This window comes from Bacillus sp. FSL L8-0099 (assembly GCF_038006385.1).
GTDB classification, from domain to species: domain Bacteria; phylum Bacillota; class Bacilli; order Bacillales; family Bacillaceae_G; genus Bacillus_A; species Bacillus_A toyonensis.
In genome coordinates this window covers 4,646,468-4,668,040 of the sequence record NZ_JBBOVC010000001.1, presented here as the reverse complement: position 1 = coordinate 4,668,040, position 21,573 = coordinate 4,646,468, and the positions used below count along the sequence as shown (strand labels likewise).

Annotated in this window: 24 protein-coding genes and 1 pseudogene; 22 read left to right on the top strand and 3 right to left on the bottom strand. The window is 37.0% G+C overall.

Features of this window, described 5'->3' with window-relative positions; translation table 11 throughout:
* Nucleotides 1–3: 3 nt before the first annotated feature.
* Complete coding sequence (locus MHH42_RS23780; protein WP_001122853.1) at nucleotides 4–282, bottom strand: YtzH-like family protein; 279 nt, start codon at nucleotides 280–282, stop codon at nucleotides 4–6.
* Nucleotides 283–513: 231 nt separating this feature from the next.
* On the opposite strand from MHH42_RS23780, the gene trmB reads away from it, so the two are divergent.
* On the top strand, nucleotides 514–1,167 hold the full coding sequence (trmB, locus tag MHH42_RS23775; RefSeq protein WP_001239372.1) for a tRNA (guanosine(46)-N7)-methyltransferase TrmB: 654 nt from the start codon (nucleotides 514–516) through the stop codon (nucleotides 1,165–1,167).
* Nucleotides 1,168–1,237: 70 nt separating this feature from the next.
* Nucleotides 1,238–2,092 carry a YtnP family quorum-quenching lactonase gene (locus MHH42_RS23770; RefSeq protein WP_340894293.1) on the top strand — a complete coding sequence of 285 codons (855 nt, stop codon included), beginning with the start codon at nucleotides 1,238–1,240 and terminating at the stop codon, nucleotides 2,090–2,092.
* 237 nt (nucleotides 2,093–2,329) lie between these two features.
* On the opposite strand, the gene MHH42_RS23765 is transcribed toward MHH42_RS23770, so the two are convergent.
* A complete protein-coding gene (locus MHH42_RS23765; protein ID WP_000118536.1) occupies nucleotides 2,330–2,641 on the bottom strand; it encodes a PepSY domain-containing protein in 312 nt (103 codons plus the stop codon).
* Nucleotides 2,642–2,789: 148 nt separating this feature from the next.
* Between MHH42_RS23765 and MHH42_RS23760 the strand changes: the two genes are divergently transcribed.
* The 16 genes from MHH42_RS23760 to MHH42_RS23685 all read left to right on the top strand — a co-directional run bounded on the left by MHH42_RS23760 (nucleotide 2,790) and on the right by MHH42_RS23685 (nucleotide 17,899).
* Nucleotides 2,790–3,863, top strand: a complete 1,074-nt coding sequence (locus tag MHH42_RS23760) for a M42 family metallopeptidase (protein ID WP_070173844.1) — start codon at nucleotides 2,790–2,792, stop codon at nucleotides 3,861–3,863.
* Nucleotides 3,864–4,131: 268 nt separating this feature from the next.
* Nucleotides 4,132–4,641: a DUF84 family protein gene (locus tag MHH42_RS23755; RefSeq protein ID WP_000869945.1), complete on the top strand. Its 510-nt coding sequence runs from the start codon at nucleotides 4,132–4,134 to the stop codon at nucleotides 4,639–4,641.
* An 84-nt stretch (nucleotides 4,642–4,725) separates the two neighbouring features.
* Entirely contained in the window at nucleotides 4,726–5,040 is a 315-nt protein-coding gene (locus MHH42_RS23750; protein WP_000838192.1) for a thioredoxin family protein, read from the top strand.
* 79 nt (nucleotides 5,041–5,119) lie between these two features.
* Nucleotides 5,120–5,932, top strand: coding sequence for a DUF1444 domain-containing protein (locus MHH42_RS23745; protein WP_097873128.1), 813 nt, complete (start codon nucleotides 5,120–5,122; stop codon nucleotides 5,930–5,932).
* Complete coding sequence (ytpR, locus tag MHH42_RS23740; protein WP_001006772.1) at nucleotides 5,929–6,543, top strand: YtpR family tRNA-binding protein; 615 nt, start codon at nucleotides 5,929–5,931, stop codon at nucleotides 6,541–6,543. Before MHH42_RS23745 ends, ytpR begins: the two co-directional genes overlap by 4 nt.
* A 311-nt stretch (nucleotides 6,544–6,854) precedes the next feature.
* The gene (locus MHH42_RS23735; RefSeq protein WP_000813346.1) at nucleotides 6,855–7,199 is read left to right on the top strand and encodes a hypothetical protein; all 345 of its coding nucleotides are present in this window, start codon (nucleotides 6,855–6,857) and stop codon (nucleotides 7,197–7,199) included.
* 40 nt (nucleotides 7,200–7,239) lie between these two features.
* Entirely contained in the window at nucleotides 7,240–8,196 is a 957-nt protein-coding gene (locus MHH42_RS23730; protein WP_340894287.1) for an N-acetylmuramoyl-L-alanine amidase, read from the top strand.
* A 155-nt stretch (nucleotides 8,197–8,351) separates the two neighbouring features.
* Complete coding sequence (locus MHH42_RS23725) at nucleotides 8,352–11,924, top strand: DNA translocase FtsK (protein ID WP_340894286.1); 3,573 nt, start codon at nucleotides 8,352–8,354, stop codon at nucleotides 11,922–11,924.
* A gap of 61 nt (nucleotides 11,925–11,985) precedes the next feature.
* Nucleotides 11,986–13,104, top strand: a complete 1,119-nt coding sequence (locus MHH42_RS23720) for a nicotinate phosphoribosyltransferase (protein WP_000658377.1) — start codon at nucleotides 11,986–11,988, stop codon at nucleotides 13,102–13,104.
* 251 nt (nucleotides 13,105–13,355) lie between these two features.
* Entirely contained in the window at nucleotides 13,356–14,666 is a 1,311-nt protein-coding gene (gene murC / locus MHH42_RS23715) for a UDP-N-acetylmuramate--L-alanine ligase (protein WP_000219460.1), read from the top strand.
* Between the two features lie 170 nt (nucleotides 14,667–14,836).
* Nucleotides 14,837–15,250 carry a MerR family transcriptional regulator gene (locus MHH42_RS23710; protein WP_000276596.1) on the top strand — a complete coding sequence of 138 codons (414 nt, stop codon included), beginning with the start codon at nucleotides 14,837–14,839 and terminating at the stop codon, nucleotides 15,248–15,250.
* Nucleotides 15,240–16,145, top strand: a complete 906-nt coding sequence (locus MHH42_RS23705; protein ID WP_000792466.1) for a DMT family transporter — start codon at nucleotides 15,240–15,242, stop codon at nucleotides 16,143–16,145. The genes MHH42_RS23710 and MHH42_RS23705 overlap by 11 nt, the downstream gene beginning before the upstream one ends.
* A gap of 56 nt (nucleotides 16,146–16,201) precedes the next feature.
* The gene (locus MHH42_RS23700; protein ID WP_000494649.1) at nucleotides 16,202–16,750 is read left to right on the top strand and encodes a GNAT family N-acetyltransferase; all 549 of its coding nucleotides are present in this window, start codon (nucleotides 16,202–16,204) and stop codon (nucleotides 16,748–16,750) included.
* Nucleotides 16,747–17,250 (top strand): GNAT family N-acetyltransferase, encoded by a 504-nt coding sequence (locus MHH42_RS23695; RefSeq protein WP_097837539.1) that lies wholly within the window; start codon nucleotides 16,747–16,749, stop codon nucleotides 17,248–17,250. Before MHH42_RS23700 ends, MHH42_RS23695 begins: the two co-directional genes overlap by 4 nt.
* A gap of 65 nt (nucleotides 17,251–17,315) precedes the next feature.
* Nucleotides 17,316–17,720: a PH domain-containing protein gene (locus tag MHH42_RS23690; RefSeq protein WP_001025038.1), complete on the top strand. Its 405-nt coding sequence runs from the start codon at nucleotides 17,316–17,318 to the stop codon at nucleotides 17,718–17,720.
* The gene (locus MHH42_RS23685; RefSeq protein WP_081339638.1) at nucleotides 17,717–17,899 is read left to right on the top strand and encodes a hypothetical protein; all 183 of its coding nucleotides are present in this window, start codon (nucleotides 17,717–17,719) and stop codon (nucleotides 17,897–17,899) included. The genes MHH42_RS23690 and MHH42_RS23685 overlap by 4 nt, the downstream gene beginning before the upstream one ends.
* 47 nt (nucleotides 17,900–17,946) lie before the next feature.
* Here the strand turns inward: MHH42_RS23685 and MHH42_RS23680 are convergent, their stop codons facing one another.
* Nucleotides 17,947–19,062 (bottom strand): aminopeptidase, encoded by a 1,116-nt coding sequence (locus tag MHH42_RS23680; RefSeq protein WP_000654730.1) that lies wholly within the window; start codon nucleotides 19,060–19,062, stop codon nucleotides 17,947–17,949.
* 188 nt (nucleotides 19,063–19,250) lie between these two features.
* Here MHH42_RS23680 and MHH42_RS23675 point away from each other — a divergent pair, with 188 nt between their 5' ends.
* The 4 genes and pseudogenes from MHH42_RS23675 to MHH42_RS23660 all read left to right on the top strand — a co-directional run.
* Nucleotides 19,251–19,763, top strand: coding sequence for a DUF948 domain-containing protein (locus tag MHH42_RS23675; RefSeq protein ID WP_033657337.1), 513 nt, complete (start codon nucleotides 19,251–19,253; stop codon nucleotides 19,761–19,763).
* Complete coding sequence (gene ytxJ / locus MHH42_RS23670; protein WP_070173840.1) at nucleotides 19,763–20,089, top strand: bacillithiol system redox-active protein YtxJ; 327 nt, start codon at nucleotides 19,763–19,765, stop codon at nucleotides 20,087–20,089. Before MHH42_RS23675 ends, ytxJ begins: the two co-directional genes overlap by 1 nt.
* Before the next feature lie 117 nt (nucleotides 20,090–20,206).
* The gene (locus MHH42_RS23665) at nucleotides 20,207–21,223 is read left to right on the top strand and encodes a CamS family sex pheromone protein (protein WP_000738035.1); all 1,017 of its coding nucleotides are present in this window, start codon (nucleotides 20,207–20,209) and stop codon (nucleotides 21,221–21,223) included.
* 95 nt (nucleotides 21,224–21,318) lie between these two features.
* A pseudogene (locus tag MHH42_RS23660) lies at nucleotides 21,319–21,537 on the top strand (bifunctional 3-deoxy-7-phosphoheptulonate synthase/chorismate mutase); the annotation flags it as partial.
* Nucleotides 21,538–21,573 lie beyond the last annotated feature (36 nt).

The window sequence follows — 21,573 nt, the reverse complement described above, 5'->3', positions numbered from 1 at the left end:
TACTTAAGAAAAATTGTCCATTCCAGCAATCCACTGAGTAAGTTGTTCTTGATTATTGGAAATATGGTTGTCCAAATTAGAGGAAGATTTACCCGATTGACTATAAGAATATACATCGTTTAGCATTGTTTTAGCGTCATTACTTATATTATCGTTTGCGAGTAACGATTGAATGAGGCGCTCTAATTGCTCGCATTCAGAAACTGTCCCGCAGCAATCGCTTTGGTGATTGACTAAAATATCTTTCAGCACTTCTAATTGATGTTGTTGACTAATTGGCATGAACGGATCATCCTTTCGATTGTTTTTCTCTTCTCGGAATGTAAGAGAAAAAGCTACGTCGTCATGGAATGTTTAATGCTGTATGTAGTTTTTATCAAAATGGTACATCTTATACTTGAAAGAAACGGACCGAGTGCTCGTACGTACTTGGTTTTTTGTTTGGTAGATTGATTAAAACAGAAAAAAGGAATCATTCCTTTAAAATAGCTTTGTAAAGAGAGGGAGACATCTATGCGTTTAAGACATAAACCATATGCATTAGATCGAATTAATGAGTATTCACATATCGTAATTGGAAACCCAGAAGAGCGCGCGGGTAATTGGAAAGAAGTATTTGGAAATGAACAACCCATTCACATTGAAGTAGGTACAGGTCGTGGCCGCTTTATGTACGATATGGCAAAAGCAAATCCACATATTAATTATATTGGAATTGAAAAATTTACGAGTGTTGTTGTAGATGCACTTGATAAATTAATTGAAGAAGAATTACCGAACTTAAAGTTAATAAATAAAGATGCTGAAGATTTAACAGTTTTCTTTGCAAAAGGTGAAATTGATCGTGTTTATTTAAACTTCTCAGATCCATGGCCGAAGAATCGTCACACGAAGCGTCGTTTAACGTATAAAACGTTTTTACGCAATTATGAAGAAGTGTTAGTAGAGGGCGGAGAAATTCATTTCAAAACAGATAACCAAGGGTTATTTGAATACTCTCTAATGAGTATGGCTGAGTATGGTATGTTACTAACTTACTTAAGCCTAGATCTTCATAACAGTGATTTTGAAGGTAATATTATGACTGAGTACGAAGAGAAGTTCTCTAGTAAAGGTCATCGTATTTATCGAGTTGAAGCGAAGTATCGCACAGAGCCTATGCAGTAATGCATAGGTTTTTTTATAACTAAAATAATCAGAATTTTATGTTAAAATTAATGTAAAAGGGGGATGTGTGATGGAAGAATTACGAATTGGAGATATAAAAGTGATGTGGTTAAAAGGTGGGAACACACATTTAGATGGCGGGGCAATGTTTGGCGTTGTGCCGAAAGTACTTTGGTCACGAAAATATAAACATAACGATACAAATCATATATATTTACGAACAGATCCGTTACTTTTGCAAACGAAAGATGGAAATATGCTTATTGATTCTGGAATAGGAAACGGTAAATTGAATGAGAAAATGAAGAGAAATCAAGGAGTAACGGAAGAGTCATCGGTTTATGAATCTTTAGAAAAACTGGGATTAAAGCCTGAAGATATTCACTACGTCTTAATGACGCACCTTCATTTTGATCATGCATCTGGTTTAACGAAATGGGAAGGGGATCACCTTGTACCGGCGTTTCCGAATGCGAAAGTTTATGTAAGTGAGACAGAATGGAATGAAATGAGGAACCCAAATATTAGATCCCGTAATACGTATTGGAAGGAAAATTGGGAGCCGATTGTAGAGCAAGTTGTTGCGTTTCAACAAGAAATCGAAATTACGGATGAAATAAAGATGGCGCATACAGGCGGACATAGTGATGGACATGCAGTCATTGCTTTAGAAAGCAAAGGAGAAACGATGCTGCATTTAGCAGACCTATTGCCGACACACGCACATCAAAATGTATTATGGGTCATGGCTTATGATGATTATCCGATGACATCGATTGAAAATAAGCAAAAGTGGATGAAATATGGTGCTGAAAACGATGCGTGGTTTTCATTTTATCATGACGCATATTATCGTGCAGTGAAGTGGAATGAGGAAGGACATATTGTAGAAAAAATTGAGAGAAAAACGAGTATAGAAGCTTAAAAAAAGGAGGTTGTTCCATCATATTTATTGGAGCAGCCTCTTTTTTATTGTCGGGTTTTGTCGGTAAGTCGATATATTTAAACAAACGCTGATATAATTTGAATTGCGCCGATATAATTGGGAAATCGCTGATATAAATCGAGTTGCGCCGATATATTCCGAAAATCGCTGATATAATTTTAATCACTATCCGCAATTTTTCAAAAAAAAGAGGTTCACCTAATGGGAAACCTCTTTTTATGCTGCTATTACCTCTAAAACAGTACCTGTTTTAGCATCAACTAAAAATTCAAATCGTTCTTGTATATCATCTAACATTGTTGTAAGACCGCCGCGATAAACTTCATACGCAACATCATATTTTTCAAATGTCTCTGGAACCATATGTACCCAAGAGCCAGTAATTTCACCTTTATGATTTAATGCTTGTTTCACCATTTTCAATGCTTTTTCTGAAGAAATATGGGATTGTTCTTGTACTTTGTTTGCAACGAAATAACCAGCTGCAAATCCAACGCCAAGACCTGCTACTAAACCTTTCCAGCTCATATATTCACCTCAATTCTATAAAATAAAAATAGTGTACCGATAATAATTATAAAGCAAATGCAGCTAAAAAAGAAGAAACTAGAAACATTTCGAAAATTTCGTTACAATAAAAAAGGTATTCTACTAAGGTTTGAAAGAAGGGGACTTCGTGAATAAAGAGACATTACAATTATTTCGTGCGTTAACAGAATTACAAGGTGCGTCAGGTTTTGAACATGATGTACGCCGTTTTATGAAGCAAGAATTAAGCAAATATGCTGATGAAATTGTGCAAGACGGTTTAGGTAGCGTATTTGGTCTGAAAAAAGGGGACGAAACTGGCCCACGTGTTCTTGTAGCAGGTCATATGGATGAAGTAGGTTTCATGGTTACGCAAATTACGAAAAACGGAATGCTTCGTTTTCAAACGTTAGGCGGCTGGTGGAGCCAAGTGCTATTAGCGCAGCGCGTACAAGTGATGACGAAGAATGGTCCTGTTATAGGGGTTGTTGGTTCTATCCCTCCTCATTTATTAAGTGATGCGCAACGTGCAAAAACGATGGATATAAAAAATATGCTAATCGATATAGGTGCAGATAGTTATGAAGATGCGATTGAAATTGGTGTAAAACCAGGACAACAAATCGTGCCAATCTGCCCGTTCACACCGATGGCAAATGAGAAGAAAATTATGGCGAAAGCTTGGGACAATCGTTATGGATGTGGCCTGGCAATCGAGTTATTAAAAGAATTAAAAGATGAAACATTACCGAATACATTATACTCTGGTGCTACTGTACAAGAAGAAGTAGGTCTTCGCGGAGCACAAACAGCTGCTAATATGATTCAACCAGACATTTTCTATGCGCTTGATGCAAGTCCAGCAAACGATGCTTCTGGTGATAAAACGCAGTTCGGTCAATTAGGAAAAGGTGCTCTTCTTCGTATTTACGATCGTACGATGGTAACTCATCGAGGAATGCGCGAATTCATTTTAGATACAGCAGAAACACATAATATTCCGTACCAATACTTTATTTCACAAGGTGGGACAGATGCGGGCCGTGTACATACAAGTAACTCAGGTATCCCATCAGCAGTAATTGGTGTTTGTGCTCGCTACATTCATACGCATGCTTCTATTTTACATGTTGATGATTATGCAGCAGCAAAAGAACTTATTACAAAGCTTGTAAGAACAACGGACAAAACGACGTTAGAAACAATTAAGAATAACGCGTAAAGAGGAAGGGCTGCAGAGCTCTTTCTTTTTTTAGGTAGGAGAGATGACCCAGCGATGTGTAGTAGCGGTCAGTGCTTAATTAGTGCTCGAATAATGCATGAAGACCGCGGAAGAATGTTTTTGTGTTCGGGACCAAAAATATTGTGGGAAGTCACCTTCTACTATAGGTAGAAGGGATTCCTTGGTGGTGTGTGGTAGTGGTTGGCACTTCATTTGTGCTGAAGTGGATATTAGAACAGAATAATGAATTCTTATAGAGGTGAACGAAATGAAGGTAGTAGTTGGATCGAAGAATAAAACGAAGGTTGGGGCTGTGGAGAAGGTATGGAAAGATGCTGAAATTACATCTCTTTCTGTCCCATCGGGAGTATCGGCACAGCCATTTTCAGATGAAGAGACGATGCAAGGAGCAATTAATAGAGCGAAGCGAGCATTGCAAGAAGGAGAAGCTCAAATTGGTATTGGGTTAGAAGGCGGCGTGATGAAAACGGATCACGGTTTATTTATGTGTAACTGGGGCGCACTCGCAACGAGTGACGATAAGATATTCGTTGCCGGAGGAGCACGTATTAAGTTACCAGACGATTTTTTAACGCCTCTTGAAGATGGTAAAGAGTTAAGTGAAGTGATGGAAGAGTTTGTAGAGCGGAAAGATATTCGTAGTCACGAAGGTGCTATCGGTATTTTTACAGACGATTATGTCGATCGAACGGAATTATTTGTACACGTTGTTAAGTTACTCGTTGGGCAATATAAGTATGATAAAAAGCAAGCATAAACCTTGCACCGTGTACGATGTATGGTAGTATAAAGAAAAGATTATAGTGTGAAAAAAGTGCACGCATTAGAGGAGGAAATATAGATGAAATCATTAGAAAGCATGGAACAATTCCAAGAATTAAAAAATGAAGAGAATGTAGTCTTCATGTTCTCAGCAGAATGGTGCCCAGATTGCCGTTTCGTTGATCCATTTATGCCAGAAGTAGAAGAGAAGTATAGTGATTTCTCATTTTACTATGTAGATCGTGATGAGTTTATTGATCTATGCGTAAAATTAGACGTATTTGGCATTCCGAGCTTTGTAGCGTACAATAAAGGTGAAGAAACTGGACGCTATGTAAACAAAGATCGTAAAACACAAGAGCAAATCGAAGAGTTTATTGAAGGTTTAAAATAAAACAATTAGCCAATTGAATTGTAAAAACAACCTCTACCTTCGCGGGGGAGGTTATTTTTTTGGAAGGGAGGAAAAAGAGATGAAAATGACAAGTAAAAAGATGAAAGACGAGTTAATGAAGAAATTATCTCGACCAGAATGGGATTTTCATTATGATAGCGAGAAAGAAGTTCTTCGTATTGAACAAACAAACTCGAAAAAAGGTATTAACGTATCACTTCCAGGAGTAGTAGCGAAATGGGAAGTGAACAAAGAAAAGGCGATTGAAGAGGTTGCTTATTATGTACAAGAAGCGTTAATTGCAATGCATAGAGAAGAAAATAGCACGGCGAAAATTTTACCTGTTATTCGCTCTACTTCTTTCCCAAAACAATCAGAAGAAGGAAATCCGTTTATTATGACGGATCATACGGCGGAAACACGTATTTATTACGCGCTAGATTCTAATAAAACGTATCGCCTAATTGATGAGCGCTTATTACAAAAATTAGAGCTTACAGAGCAGCAAGTGCGCGAAATGGCATTATTTAATGCTCGCTCATTAGGTTATGAATTTAAGCAGGACACAGTAGCGGATAATACATTCTACTTTTTAAACACAAATGATGGGTATGATGCGAGTCGTATTTTAAACGAAACGTTACTACAATTGATGCGTGAAAAGATCTCTGGTGACATGGTTGTTGCTGTTCCTCACCAAGACGTATTAATTATTGCTGATATCGTCAACGAAATCGGTTATGATATTATTGCACAAATGACAATGAAATTTTTTGCCGAAGGGCATGTTCCGATTACATCACTTTCATTCGTTTATGAAGATGGGGACTTTGAACCAATCTTTATTTTAGCGAAGAATCGGAAGAAGACAGATGGAAAAGAGAAAGGATGAACGAAGTGAACGTTTTTTATAACCTTGAAGGAATTGGTGACACTTTAATTGTTGCCTTACAAGATATTACTTTAGAGAACCGTACTTTTGATCGTAAAGGAGATGTTGCACGCGTATACGATCGTGAAAGCAATGTAACAGCAGGATTCAACATCTTTAATGCATCTTCTTACTTAGAAGTAAAAGAAACAGGTAACCTGACATTAACGAAAGAGCTTGTAGAAACAATCAACGAAATTTTAGCGAAGAACGGCTTTGAAGAAAAAGTAGAAGCAGATCTTTCTCCGAAATTTGTTGTAGGTTATGTAGCTGAAAAAGAAAAGCACCCAAATGCTGATAAATTAAACATTTGTACAGTAGAAATTGGTACAGAAACATTACAAATCGTATGTGGTGCACCAAACGTTGATGCAGGACAAAAAGTTGTCGTTGCAAAAATCGGTGCTGTTATGCCAAGTGGTATGTTAATTAAGCCAGCTGAGCTTCGCGGTGTTCCTTCTTCTGGAATGATCTGCTCTGCACGTGAATTAGAGCTTCCAGACGCTCCGCAAGAAAAAGGTATTCTTGTATTAGAAGATAGCTTTGAAGTTGGACAAGAGTTTAAATTTTAATTGATATAAGAAAAGAGAGGTTGTCCTTTTGGACAGCCTCTCTTTTCTTTTTATCATTCTTTGTCGGTAAGTCGAAATTTCGTATTGAATCGTTGATATATTGAGAGTTGTGATGGATATATTTAAAAAATCGTTGATATATTGAGAGTTGTGATAGATATATTTAAAAAATCGTTGATATATTGAGAGTTGTGATAGATATACTCAAAAAATCGTTAATATGATAAGGGTGTCACCTTTTTTAAAAAAATCTATATTGTATTTTATAAACAATCTAGTTAAAATTTAGAAAAATAGAAGGGGATAAACGTATGAAACAACAACCAAAAATCGCAGAACTTCTAAAACGAATTGAAACTTCAAAACAGCAAGATGTTGAGCTAGGTACTTATGAAATATATGTATTTAGTGAAGATGAACTGGAAAAAGGGCAGATCGGTTATCGATATGATAAACATAAAAATTCATTAATAAGCAATGAAAGTGGAAAATGGCAAGAAGAATGGATTGTTATTGGATATGAAACAGATATGGGTGATCCAGTTTTCGTGAATGTGGATGATGACGCTTATCCAGTCTATACGGCAGAGCGTGGTACAGAAACGTGGCAGCCTGTTTATATTGGAAGTATGGATGAGGTTATAAAACAATTATAAGAAAAACTTTGAGTCCGGTGCAAAGTGATGGGAGAGAAGCATGAAGTATATAAAAATAATGATCATGACTGCATTCATTGGAATATATATGGGAGGTTGTTCACAAGAACAGTCGAAAAAAGAAACATTATCTTATACACAAGAAAATAGTAAAGATGATAAGAAAGAAGCACCGGTAGAAAAGCAGCAAGAAGAACAAGAAAAAAAAGAAGAATCGCAAACAATTCAAACGAATGAACAAGTAGAAACTAAGCGGGAGGAAGTATCGGCCGAGGAAAAGAAAGAGGAAAATACGCCGGTGAAGCCAACTGAGCAACTTATGCAAAATAATGAACAAAAAGTAGAGAGTAATGAAAAACAAGGAAAGTTTCTCGTCGTTATTGATCCAGGGCATCAACAAAAAGCAAATTTAAATTTAGAACCGATTGGACCAGGGGCAACGACGCAAAAATATAAAGTGACAGATGGTACAACGGGTGTTGTGACGAAAAAGAGAGAGGCTGTACTTGTATTAGAAATGTCTTTTTTATTAAAAGAAAAGCTTGAAGCAAAAGGGATACAAGTAGTAATGACGAGAACGTCACAAGATGTTGATATAAGCAATAAAGAACGTGCGACATTCGCAAACGATCATAAGGCAGATTTATTTTTACGCCTTCATGCAGATGGTTCTGAAAATCCAAATCAAAGTGGGTTTGCTGTATTGACGCCAGCAGAAGGAAGTCCCTATACGAAAGAGATTTATGCAGAAAGTCTTCAAATCTCGCAAAAGATAGTAAATAAAATGAGAGAAAACAATCAGGTGAAAGTAAATGGGATTAAATTTAGGGATGACCTTTCTGGATTTAATTGGGCGAAAGTTCCTGGCGTACTATTAGAGCTCGGGTTTATGTCCAATCAGGATGAAGATAAAAAATTATCTGACCCGCAGTATGTAAATTCTTTACTGCAAAGTGTAACAGATAGTGTAGATGAATATCGGAAGAGTAAAGCTTAAAAGCAGTCTTACATGGAAGGCTGCTTTTTTCTATATGAAAACAATCGTAAATTAGAATGTTATGGATAAATATGACATGCTTAATTTTACCTGCACTTTTTGCCGAATGCTGATACAATAAAGGATGTTACTATTTAGTAGAAAGAGTGGTAAGCATGTTAGATTGGATGAAAAAGCTGTTTAACAAAGAGGAAGAACAAACAGCGATGAATAAAGAAGCAATGAAACAAATTGAAAGTCAGCCGAAAATTCCTCGTGTAAACCACTACACTGAAGCAAGAGAAGCACAAATGGCAAGCAGAAATGCAGGTAAATGCCGTTTTCCATTAATACCAGATGATGGATTTGATGAGGATGACGTAAGAGAATTACCTCACTTTGAAGAACAACCTGTTCAAAGAGGTATATACGAAGAGCAGCCTACTCAAAGAGGAATAAAAGTGGAGAGAAGTAGACGGCAGTATGTGGAGAATGCAGTTTCTACATACGAAGAGCCGGAAGTGCAATATGAACCGGATCCAGAGCCAGTCGTAAAAAAAGTATCTGTATCGCCGCAAGAAAGTAGCCGTAGACCATTTCGTCCAACAGAAATGATTTCGCCGATTTATGGATATAATCGTCCTTCAGTAGAGAAAAAGGAAGAAAAGCAGGAGGAAGAAAAGGAAAGAGAAGATCTTGAAATATCTGTAGAGGGCAAATCAGTCGTTGATGCATGGTTAGAGAAAAAAGGGTATACATTATCTTATTTCTCAGAAGGAAAAGCACCGACTTCTTCTAGTCATCAAGACGTTGATCAGCAAGGTCAACAGAGTAAAAAGGAAGAAAAGTCAGTTGTTGATCAATGGCTCGAGAAAAACGGTTATGAAATTGAGCGCCAAGAGCCAGTAGTAGAAGAAAAAGAAGTAATTCAAGAAATAAATACACCGCAGGAAGTTTCAGCGGATGAATTACTTCATAAAACGGTAGCTGAGCGTATGGAAGATGCAGAGCAAGAAAAAGATGTAGTGGTGCTAAATGAAAACATTTTACAAGAGGAATTAGTAGATTCCAAAGTAGAGCACGAGGATACAATATTATCAGAAGAAATTAAACGTAATACAGAAATAGAACAACCTATTATGGAAGTAGAAAAGCAAGCTCCAGAAGAATCAGTGATTGTCAAAGCAGAAGAAAAACTTGAAGAAACAATCATTGTGGAAATACCAGAAGAGCTTGGAGAAGTTGCAGAAGTAATGGCGGAAGCAGAAGTAGTGGTGGAAGCAGAAGAAACTGAAGAAGCAGAAGTAATTGCAGAAACAGAGGGGTCTAAAGTAGAAGCAATTGTAGAACTTGAGGAAACGCAGCAAGAAATGGTATTAGATGAAGCAATTGAACAAAAAAATGAATTCATACATGTTGCTGAGGCTGATGAACAAACGATGGAAGATGTCCAAAGTTTTGCGAATGTTTTAATTGCAGAAACAGAGGAAAGTAAACTATTTGTAGAAGAAGGGCCAGTCGCTGAAGAACAACCAGTTGTAGAAGAAGGGCCAGTCGCTGAAGAACAACCAGTTGTAGAAGAAGGGCCAGTCGCTGAAGAACAACCAGTTGCAGAAGAAGGGCCAGCCGCTGAAGAACAACCAGTTGTAGAAGAAGGGCCAGTCGCTGAAGAACAACCAGTCGCTGAAGAACAACCAGTTGTAGAAGAAGGGCCAGTCGCTAAAGAACAACCAATTGTGCAAAAAGAAGAGCCAAAACGTGAGAAAAAGCGTCATGTACCATTTAATGTTGTTATGTTGAAACAAGACAGAACGCGATTAATGGAAAGACATGCGGCTAGAACGAGTGCAATGCAATCTTCTATGAGTGAGCGAGTAGAGAATAAGCCTGTACACCAATTAGAAGAACAACCAACGCAACAAATGGTAGTAGAACCACGAGTGGAAGAACAACCAGTGCAACAAGTGGTAGTAGAACCACAAGTGGAAGAGAAACCAATGCAGCAAGTGGTAGTAGAACCACAAGTGGAAGAAAAGCCAATGCAGCAAGTGGTAGTAGAGCCACAAGTGGAAGAAAAGCCAATGCAGCAAGTTGTAGTAGAACCACAAGTGGAAGAACAACCAGCGCAACAAATGGTAGTAGAATCACGAATGGAAGAACAACCAGTGCAACAAATGGTAGTAGAATCACGAGTGGAAGAAAGACCAGTACAACAAATGGTTGCAGGGCAAGTACAAAAGCCAAGTTCAAGTACAGAACCACAAGAGAAAGCATATGTTGTAAATCAAAGAGAGAACGATATGCGAAATGTATTACAAACACCACCAACATATACCGTTCCGCCATTAGCATTATTGTCAATCCCGCAACAGTCAGCGTTAGATAATACGGAATGGTTGGAAGAGCAAAAAGAATTGTTAGATACAACGTTTAATAATTTCCATGTTGGAGCACATGTTATTAATGTATCGCAAGGGCCGGCAGTAACTCGTTTTGAAGTACAGCCAGATCCAGGTGTGAAAGTAAATAAAATTACAAACTTAAGTGATGATATTAAGCTGAGTTTAGCTGCGAAAGATATTCGTATTGAAGCACCAATTCCAGGGAAGAGTGCGATTGGAATTGAAGTTCCAAATAAAGAAAGTAAGCCAGTATTTCTTCGTGAAATTTTAAGAAGTCCTGTGTTTACAAAGAGTGAATCACCACTTACTGTTGCGCTTGGACTTGATATTTCTGGTGATCCAATTGTAACCGATATTCGAAAAATGCCACACGGACTTATTGCGGGTGCAACGGGTTCTGGTAAAAGTGTGTGTATTAACGCAATTTTAACGAGTATTTTATATAAAGCGAAGCCACATGAAGTGAAGTTAATACTAATTGATCCGAAGATGGTTGAGCTTGCACCATATAATTCTGTTCCGCATCTTGTAGCACCTGTTATTACGGATGTAAAAGCAGCTACTGCTGCATTAAAGTGGGCAGTTGAAGAGATGGAACGCCGTTATGAATTGTTCGCGCATGCTGGTGCCCGTGATTTAACGCGTTATAATACGATTGTAAGCGAGCGAGAAATTCCGGGTGAGACATTGCCTTACATTGTTATCGTCATTGACGAGTTAGCTGATTTAATGATGGTGGCACCTGGTGATGTTGAGGAGGCGATTTGTCGTATTGCCCAAAAAGCTCGTGCTTGTGGTATTCACTTATTAGTTGCAACGCAGCGTCCATCGGTAGATGTTATTACAGGTTTAATTAAATCAAATATTCCAACGCGTATAGCGTTTACTGTATCATCTCAAGTTGATTCGCGTACGATTATCGATATTGGTGGCGCGGAAAAATTACTTGGCCGTGGTGATATGTTATTCTTAGGGAACGGTACATCTAAGCCAGTTCGTGTACAAGGTGTATATGTATCGGATGATGAGATTGAAAAAACAGTTGATCATGTGAAAAAGCAAATGAAGCCGAATTACTTATTTAAGCAAGAGGATTTATTAGCAAAATCAGAACAGAGTGAGTCGGAAGATGAACTATTTTTAGATGCATGTCAATTTGTTGTAGAACAAGGGGGAGCGTCCACATCTTCTGTACAGCGAAAATTCCGCATCGGTTATAATCGCGCGGCACGTCTCATTGAAGAGATGCAATCGCAAGGGATTATTTCTGAAGGAAGAGGAACGAAACCGAGAGATGTCCTTATTTCTGAGGATGAATTCGCTGCTATGCAGGAAACAAATATATAGTAAACGGTTTTGCTGTATACTAAGAGAAAATGTTGGATAGTAAAGTAGGGAGTAAAGCGACATGAAAGAAATTGAATTAAAATTAAAAGGTGAAATAAATAGACTAACAAATAGAACATTTAAATTTGACGAACGTGTTGGAGAAGGTTGGTTCTCTGCCGTTTACTTTTTAAAGACTAGAGAAATCATTGAAGAATTTCGCCCGAAAAGTATTGTAACGATGCAATTTTTCCAAAAGGAAAATGCAGTTCTTTGCGGAACAGATGAAGTAATTGCATTGCTGCAAACATTCGCTAAAAATCCTGAGGAACTTGAAATTAACTCTTTAAAAGATGGCGATAATATTAGTCCATTTGAAACAGTGTTAACAATTCATGGTCCTTATGAAAATTTCGGATTTTTAGAAGGTGTCATTGATGGGATTTTAGCTCGTCGTACATCGGTTGCGACAAACGTATATAACGTTGTCCAAGCTGCACGTAGTGTAGATAAAGAAAAACCAGTTATTTTCATGGGAGACCGTGACGATCATTATACACAACAAGCTGGTGACGGTTATGCAGCATACATCGGAGGTATGAGCGCACAAGCGACGCATGCGATGAATGAATGGTGGGGCAGAAGTGGTATGGGGACGATGCCTCACGCATTAATTCAAATGTTTAATGGTGATGTTGTGGAAGCCGCAAAAGCATATCATAAGAAATTCCCAGAAGATGAATTAGTTGTATTAATTGATTACAATAATGATGTCATTACAGATGCACTTCGCGTAGCGCGTGAATTTGGATCAACATTAAAAGGTGTGCGTGTCGATACGTCTCGTACAATGATTGATCAATACTTCATTCGTCACCCAGAAGTACTTGGAACATTCGATCCACGTGGTGTAAACCCATCGCTTGTATTTGCACTTCGTAAAGCACTTGATGAGGAAGGATTCCAGCATGTAGACATCGTTGTAACTGGTGGATTTGATGAGAAGCGTATTCGTGAATTTGAAGCTCAAAACGTGCCTGTGGATATATACGGGGTAGGAAGTAGCTTATTAAAAATGAATATTGGCTTTACTGGTGATAACGTAGAATTAAATGGAAAACCAGAAGCGAAAGCTGGCCGTAAATATCGTCCAAACCCACGTCTAGAGCGTGTTCAATTAGAAACAAGAGAAGATATGTAAAAGAGAGAAAAACTGATAGGTGATTGACCCTATCAGTTTTTCTGTTATCATAGTATAGCGGCTTCTTTTTTGCTATAATGGACTTGATATGGGCATACAAAGAAGTACGTACGAGTTTATCCTGATAAGTGAAGAGAAAGAATAACTTCACTACATCAAAATGTATGATGATTACCAAAATAAGAAAAGATTCATATACTGTCTTATAGATAGGCCGTTGTATTAGTTCGAAATGTTGGAGGTTCTTTAAGATGACAGTTTACCATTTTGTAGGAATTAAAGGAACAGGAATGAGTTCATTAGCACAAATTCTTCATGACATGAAGCATACTGTTCAAGGGTCTGATTATGAAAAGCGTTTCTTTACACAAACAGCGTTGGAAAAGCGTAATATCTCAATCCTTCCTTTTGATAAAAATAATGTTAAAGAAGGACAAGTGATTATTGCAGGAAATGCATTCCCTGATACGCATGAAGAAATCGTAGCAGCGAAAGAATTAAACATCCCAGTACATCGTTACCACCACTTTTTAGGTGACCTTATGAACCAATACACAAGTGTTGCTGTAACTGGTGCACATGGAAAAACATCAACAACAGGTTTGTTAGCCCATGTAATGCAAGGTGCACACCCGACATCTTACCTTATTGGCGATGGAACTGGGCATGGGGTAGAAAATAGTAAGTATTTTGTATTTGAAGCTTGTGAGTATCGTCGTCATTTCTTGTCTTACAATCCAGACTATGCAATTATGACAAATATTGATTTTGATCATCCAGATTATTTTGCAGACATCAATGATGTATTTGGTGCATTCCAAGAGATGGCATTGCAAGTGAAAAAGGGTATTATTGCATGTGGTGATGATGAAGAACTTCAAAAAATTCAAGCGAAAGTACCTGTTATTTTCTATGGATTTGGAGAAGATAATGATTTCCAAGCACGTAACATTCAAAAGAGAACAGATGGTACAATATTCGATGTATTCGTTCGTAATACGTACTATGACACGTTCAAAATTACAGGATACGGCAACCACAGCGTATTAAATGCATTAGCAGTAATTGCGCTTTGCCATTACGAAAATGTTGATGTAGAAGCAGTTAAACATCAATTAACAACTTTTGAAGGCGTAAAACGTCGCTTTAATGAAAAGCCGATGGGAGAGCAAGTTATCATCGATGACTACGCACACCATCCGACAGAAATTAACGCAACGATTGAAGCTGCTCGTCAAAAACACCCAGAGCGTGAAGTTGTCGCTGTATTCCAGCCACATACATTCTCACGTACAGAAAAGTTCTTAGATGAGTTCGCAGAAAGCCTAAGCAAAGCTGACCAAGTATACTTATGTGATATTTTCGGATCAGCACGTGAAAACAAAGGTGACTTAACAATCGAAGATCTGCAAAAGCGTATTGACGGTGCAGAACTAATTACAGATACAACAACGGATGTATTAAAGAAACATAAAAACGGCGTTCTAATTTTCATGGGCGCAGGAGACATCCAAAAATTCGAAGCAGCTTACGTAAAAGAAGTTCAAGTTGCAGAGAAGTAATAGAAAAGACGCATAGCTTGGCTGTGCGTCTTTTTTGTTGTGTTCATATTTTATCCCGCTATTTGTGGGCAGTAAAACTCCCACTGATTAAAGTTTCATTTTATTTGCGTATTGACCTAGAGTTAACTCTAGGTTGTAAGATAAATATGTAAAAACAAGGGGGAGAGAACATGTATAAAATCGGTGAAGTAGCAGAGTTAACAGGGATGGGGATTCATACTTTGCGCTATTATGAGAAGTTAGGTTTATTACCACCACCAACGCGAAATAGCGGCATTCGTCAGTATACAGAAGGTGATGTGCGTCTATTAAAATTCTTATATTCATTAAAGCAAACTGGAATGTCATTAGAAGAAATCGCTGAGTTTGCAAGTGATGGATGTATTATAGAGGAAATCAAGCAGCGGAAAGAGGAAGTACCTACGAAAGTAAAAAAGAGAATTTTAATTTTAACAACTCACTTAGAGCGGTTAAAAGAACAACAGGAACAATTGCAAAAAGTAGTTCAACTAACAGAAGAGAAATTAGAAATTTATTACGGTTTTTTAGAAGAGAAAAACTCGGAGGCTGACAATGAAGAATAAAGTATATGCGCAGCTGTTAGGATTTGCGATATTTACTGGTGGGACATTTAACGCTTCGAAATATGCGGTGCAGTATTTCGAAGCGATTCATATAGCGGCATGGCGCTTTGGAATTGCTGCACTTGTGATGTTATGTCTATTAAAAATACGAAAAGATTTTGAGTGGGAAGTATGGAGACAGAATAGGGCTTATTACCTTTTGCTTGGTATAGTTGGTGTATTCGGCTTTAACTTCTTTTTCTTTTTAGGAATGAAATATACAGAAGCTATGAATGGTGCACTTATTATGTCGACAAATCCGCTCGTTACGACGTTATTAGCAAGTGTCATTTTACGAGAGAAAATAGTGAAGAGCCAAGTAATTGGAATGTTACTTGCGCTACTTGGTGTTGTTTTTGTGCTTACACAAGGCTCGTTTACCGCACTACAACATTTATCATTTTCTAAAGGGGATTTTTATATTATACTAGGGAATATTTGTTGGGCGTTATACGGTGTACTAGGTAGAAGATTTATTAAAGCTGGTAGCCCAATACAAACGACGACATATACGATGACGATTGGTGCGCTTGCCTTTATTATGATATCTTCCACGCAAAAAAGTATAGTACCCGTTTCGGAGGTTCCTTTATTAGCTTGGGGAGCGATTCTCTTCATGGCAATGGGAATGAGTGTGCTTGGTTACTTATGGTGGAATAATGGAATTGTTCAAATTGGTGCAGCGAGAACATCTTTATTTTTTAATTTAGTGCCTGTTGTTACAATGCTTATTTCTTTTATAGAAGGAGTAAATATAACACCCGCACAATGTATAGGGATGATATTAGTTGTTACGGGAGTATTGTATTCTTCCGGTTTTATACAAATAAAATCAAAAGAAAGTGTGAATATTTAACATTTTTTATTTTGAGATGTTAGAATAATAAGAAAAATAAAAAGGGGTTAAAAAACATGTTCACACTCAGAGTAGATGATGAAATTGAACTACAACTATTAGAAAAACATCATAAAGAGGAATTATATGAATTATTAGATCAAAATCGTAACCATTTAAGAAGATGGCTCCCTTGGGTAGATGGGACGAAATCCGCTGATGCTTATGATGAGATCTTTCCAATGTGGTTAAAGAAATTTGCAGAGGGAGACGGTTTTGAAAGTGGTATACGCTACAAAGGGAAGCTCGTTGGAATGGTAGGCATTCATCCGGTAAGCTGGGGGAAGAAAGCGACGAGTCTTGGATATTATCTTACAGAAGATGCTGGTGGGAAAGGCATTATGACGCGTAGCGTAAAGGCTGTACTTCATTATGCATTTGAAAATTTAAAGCTGAATAAAGTTGAAATCAGGTGCGGTGTTGAAAATGTGAAAAGCCGCGCGATTCCAGAACGTTTAGGGTTTAAATTAGATGGTATTTTAAGAGATGATGAATGGATATATGATCATTTTCATGATATTGCTGTTTATAGTTTACTAGCTTCAGAATGGAAGGAAATTCGATGAACGAGCAGATTTGTATTATCCCTTATGAAAATAAGTTTCAAGATGAAGTAGTAGATCTCGTTGTTCATATTCAGCAAAAAGAGTACAATGTCCCAATTACGAAAGAAGAGCAGCCTGACTTACTTGAAATAGAAACGTTCTATCAAAGGAATTACGGAAACTTTTGGGTTGCAACTTATGGTGGGAAAGTAGTTGGAACAGTAGCTTTGTTAGATATTGAGAATCAGCAAGTAGCGCTAAGAAAAATGTTCGTAAAAAAAGAATTTCGCGGAAAAGAATGGGGTGCATCACATAAGTTGCTCCAAACAGCAATTTCGTGGGCTGAGAATAAAAAGCTGAAAGATATTTATTTGGGAACGACAGTGAAATTTTTAGCGGCGCATCGATTTTATGAAAAGAATGGTTTTCAAAGTGTGAATGTAGAAGAGTTGCCAAAAAGTTTTCCAGTGTTAGAGGTAGATAAGAAATTTTATAGGTACATTGTGAAAAAGGTCATGTAGAAATGGCCTTTTTTTATGAACTAAAATGGAAAAAAATGTTATAATTTAAGTTAGGGGGTGCGTGTATGAACATTCCGATTCAAAGAAGTAAGTCGGTAGTAATTTTCGTTTGTCTCACGTTAGTTTTTATGTTCGTATATCCACTTGTCATGCTTTTCGCAAATAAAGAGCAGTGGATGTCAGCATTAATTGGGATGGGTTTATGCTTTATTGTAAATGTACCACTCGTTTGGGAAGTATTTATTAAAAAACATAAAGTAGAAAATGGCGTGCTAAAGTACGGTATTTTAAATGATGATATCGTATTGAAAGAGATAAGAATAATTCGTCAAGTTGGGAAGTCCCTTGAAATTACGACGAATGCATACAAAGTACATATGATTGCGATGCCGCAAGATATGACGCAGTTTGTATCACTTGTAGAAAAAGAAAATCCGAATGTGAAAATAGAAATGGTAGGGAAGAAATGAAATATGTAAAACCTTTGTTTTGCTTGGAAATTTTGTTCGTGATTGTTGGCTGCACTAGAGTATATATGAAATGGGATCTGCCTTTATATGTTCCGATATTGATTGGTACTATTGCAGTGGCGCTTTTGTATTATTTTCACTTCCAGCAAACAAAAAGCGAGAAAAGTAGCTCAATATAGAGTGAAGATAAAAAAACGCTCGGATAAAATCCCGAGCGTTTTTGTTATTATTTTAAGTTCTCTGGGTTTAAAGCTTCTAGTTCAGATACAACGAAGCGTCCGTCTTTACGGATTAGTACGTCGTCGAAGTAAATTTCGCCGCCGCCATATTCAGGGCGCTGGATGCATACTAAATCCCAGTGGATGTTAGAGTTGTTGCCGTTCCATGCATCGTCGTAAGCTTGTCCAGGAGTGAAATGGAAGCTACCATCGATTTTTTCATCGAATAGGATGTCTCCCATTGGATGTAAGATGTATGGGTTTACGCCAATTGCGAATTCACCAACGTAGCGTGCACCTTCGTCTGTATCAAAGATTTTGTTAATGCGCTCTGAATCGTTTGCAGTTGCTTCAACGATTTGGCCGTTCTCAAACTTAAGTTGTACATTTTCAAATGTATAACCGTTGTAAGGAGATGGTGTGTTGTAAGAAACTGTACCGTTAACAGAATCACGAACTGGTGCAGAGTATACTTCACCGTCTGGAATGTTTAAATGACCTGAGCATTTAATAGCTGGAATGTCTTTAATAGAGAATGTTAAGTCAGTTCCAGGACCAGTTAGGCGAACTTTATCTGTTTTATTCATTAATGTAACAAGGCTATCCATCGCCTTATCCATTTTACCGTAGTCTAAGTTACATACTTCGAAGTAGAAGTCTTCGAAAGCTTCTGTGCTCATTTTAGCAAGCTGTGCCATAGAAGCATTTGGGTAGCGAAGAACAACCCAGCGTGTTTTCGGAACACGGATGTCTCTATGAACTTTTTTACCAACTGTTTGACCGTGAACTTTCATGCGCTCACTTGGAACGTCAGCTTGTTCGTTAATGTTGTCGCCAGAGCGAAGCCCGATATAAGCGTCCATATCTTTCATTACGCTCGCTTCATATGCAGCGATTTGTTCGAAATGTTCTTCAGTAGCACCCATTAATAAAGAGCGATCTACTTGATGATCTTTTAAAGAAACGAATGGGAAACCACCAGCTGCATATGCTTCTTTTACAAGTGCAGTTACAAGTTCCTTTTGTAAGCCAAAGTTTTCAATTAATACTTTCTCGCCTTTTTGTAAGCGAATAGAGTAGTTAATTAAATTGTATGCTAACTTTTCAATGCGTGGATCTTTCATATGTAAAGCCTCCCTACTAATTATGTATCCTTTCTTATTGTAACCTACTTAGTGGAATTTGTTGAATCATTTATGTTAAAGTTAACGAATAAGTATGAAAATTCTAATGAAAAGATAGGGATTAGAATGAAACGGAAAATGATTGTATAATAGGATAAAGTATGAAAAAAGATAAAGGAAGTGATGAAATGCAAGTTCTTTTATATGTAAGTGCGGCTATTATCGCGGTTGCTTTTGCTGTGTTAGTAGTGTATGTATGTAGAACGTTGTTATCGGTTCAGAAGACGTTAGAAAACGTTGCAAGCACGTTAGAAGGTTTAGAAAAGCAAATGCAAGGAATTAGTGTAGAGACGGAGCAATTATTACATAAAACAAATGCGTTAGCTGATGATATTCAACAGAAGTCGCAATCATTAAATAAAGTGGTAGCAGGTGTAGATGGAATTGGAACAACAATCCATTCTTTAAATACGAAACTTCGTAATGTATCAGAGTCTGTTACGGACGAAATTGAAAATAATGCAGATAAAGTAGCGCAAGTTGTACAGTGGAGTAGTGCGGCGATTGAAGTATACAATCATTACCGTGCATCGAGACAAGAGAAGAAGGTTGAAAAAGAAGAGCGTAAATTAGAAAAAATTGAGAAAAAAGCTGAAAAGAACGAGAAGCGCTCTAGATTTCGTATGAGAGGTGAATCTTGATGAATATGACAAAACTTGAAACAATTGAAGAGCTTGAAGTCTTAGTAGAAAAGAACGAGCCTTATGTTCTTTTTAAACATAGTACGACATGCCCGATTAGTCATGGTGCATACACAGAGTTTCAAGCGTACTGCAATGAAGAAAGAGAAGTACCAGCGTATTACTTATACGTGCAAGGTGCGAGAGATGTTTCGAATCGTGTTGCAGAACAGTACAGTATTAAGCACGAATCACCACAAGTGTTATACATAAAAGATGGGCTAGTAGTATGGAATACTTCTCATTGGAATATTAAAAAAGATGCTTTAGAAGAGAATATAAAGTAAAAAGAAGCAAGCTAAAGGTGCTTGCTTCTTTTTTTTGTTTTTGTTGAAATATATTTAATGGTACACTATGAATAGTTCAAACTAAATAATTAGATTGTTGAAAGTGGGTTTTAAGTAATGAAGAAAATGGCATTATCCTTCGCAGTCGTAAGCTTATTACTGGGAGCTTGTAGTAATAATACGATTAGCAAGAAGGATGAAGTTATACAAAAAGATACAAAAGAAAAAAGTATGATTCCGAGAACTGCTGTTTCTAAAGATTATTATAGAACTGTTATTCCTTTAAAAGAACAAAAGGTTATTAATACAGCTAATATAAAAACAAATTCTAAATTAGATTTAGCAGAGTATGAAAATGGTTTAATGAATATTGCAATGCAACAATTTGATACAGAAAATCACGTATTACAATTAAATCAGTATATTCCAGAGAAGTTAATTGATGAACTAGTCGCGAAAGTAGAAGCACCAGTTTTAACGAATATTATAGAACAAGACTATTTCGGGAAACAGAATTCAAATGAATTAAGTTTATCTGGTGTCATGATTGGTTTATCTATGTCTACAAGTGTATCAAATGAAGAAGCCATTTCTAAAGGTACTGAAGTTGCTAAACAACTTATAGAAGCTATTAATAAAAATGATAAATATAACAAATCTCCAATTACGTTTGCTATTTTTAAACAAGAAAGTACAAGTTCGTTAAAAAATGGTACGTATATTGCTAGTGCTACCGTTCAAAAAAATGATACGAACCTTGGAAGTTGGAATACAATCGATGAAAAAGCGTATTCATATCCTTCTGATGAATTTACACAAGCACATGGAGAAGATAATACAAAAATAAGTGAATTTGGTAAGGCAATAAAAGAGTTTTCTCCTGGAGATTTTATCCCAGTTAATGCTAAAGTTACTTATAAGAAAAATCAAATGGATACATTAAATATGAATATTGTTATTAAATATAATGGTAAAACAGAATTAATGGCTCTTACTCAAATGGCTGCTCAAGGTATGTTAGAGAAATTGCCTAAAGATGCGAAAGTACAATTACAAATAAAGTCCGAGAGTAAAATCGAGGCAGTTATTGTAAAAGAGAAAAACAGCGATAAACCGTTTGTTTCCTTCTTGTAAAAAAAGACAGTTTTAAACTGTCTTTTTTTATTGTGAGTGAAAATGTTCGATGTTTTTTTATAGTAATTCATTGCGGTATATCGTGTGATAATTGTATATGTACCAGCTATAATAAGTTGTCTTTATGTGAACAAGGTATTCGCACGTATGAAAGAGCGACGTATAATACGCTTAATATCTCCGCTGTATCGATTTTAAAGAAAGAAACACATTTACCTATCGTTGTCGATGTTACGCATTCTACAGGGCAACGTGACCTTCTGCCACCAGCTGCAAAAGCAGCGATGGCAATTGGTGCAGATGCAGCGCAGTAAATGAATATCTCACAGTTCAATGACTTTATGAAAGAA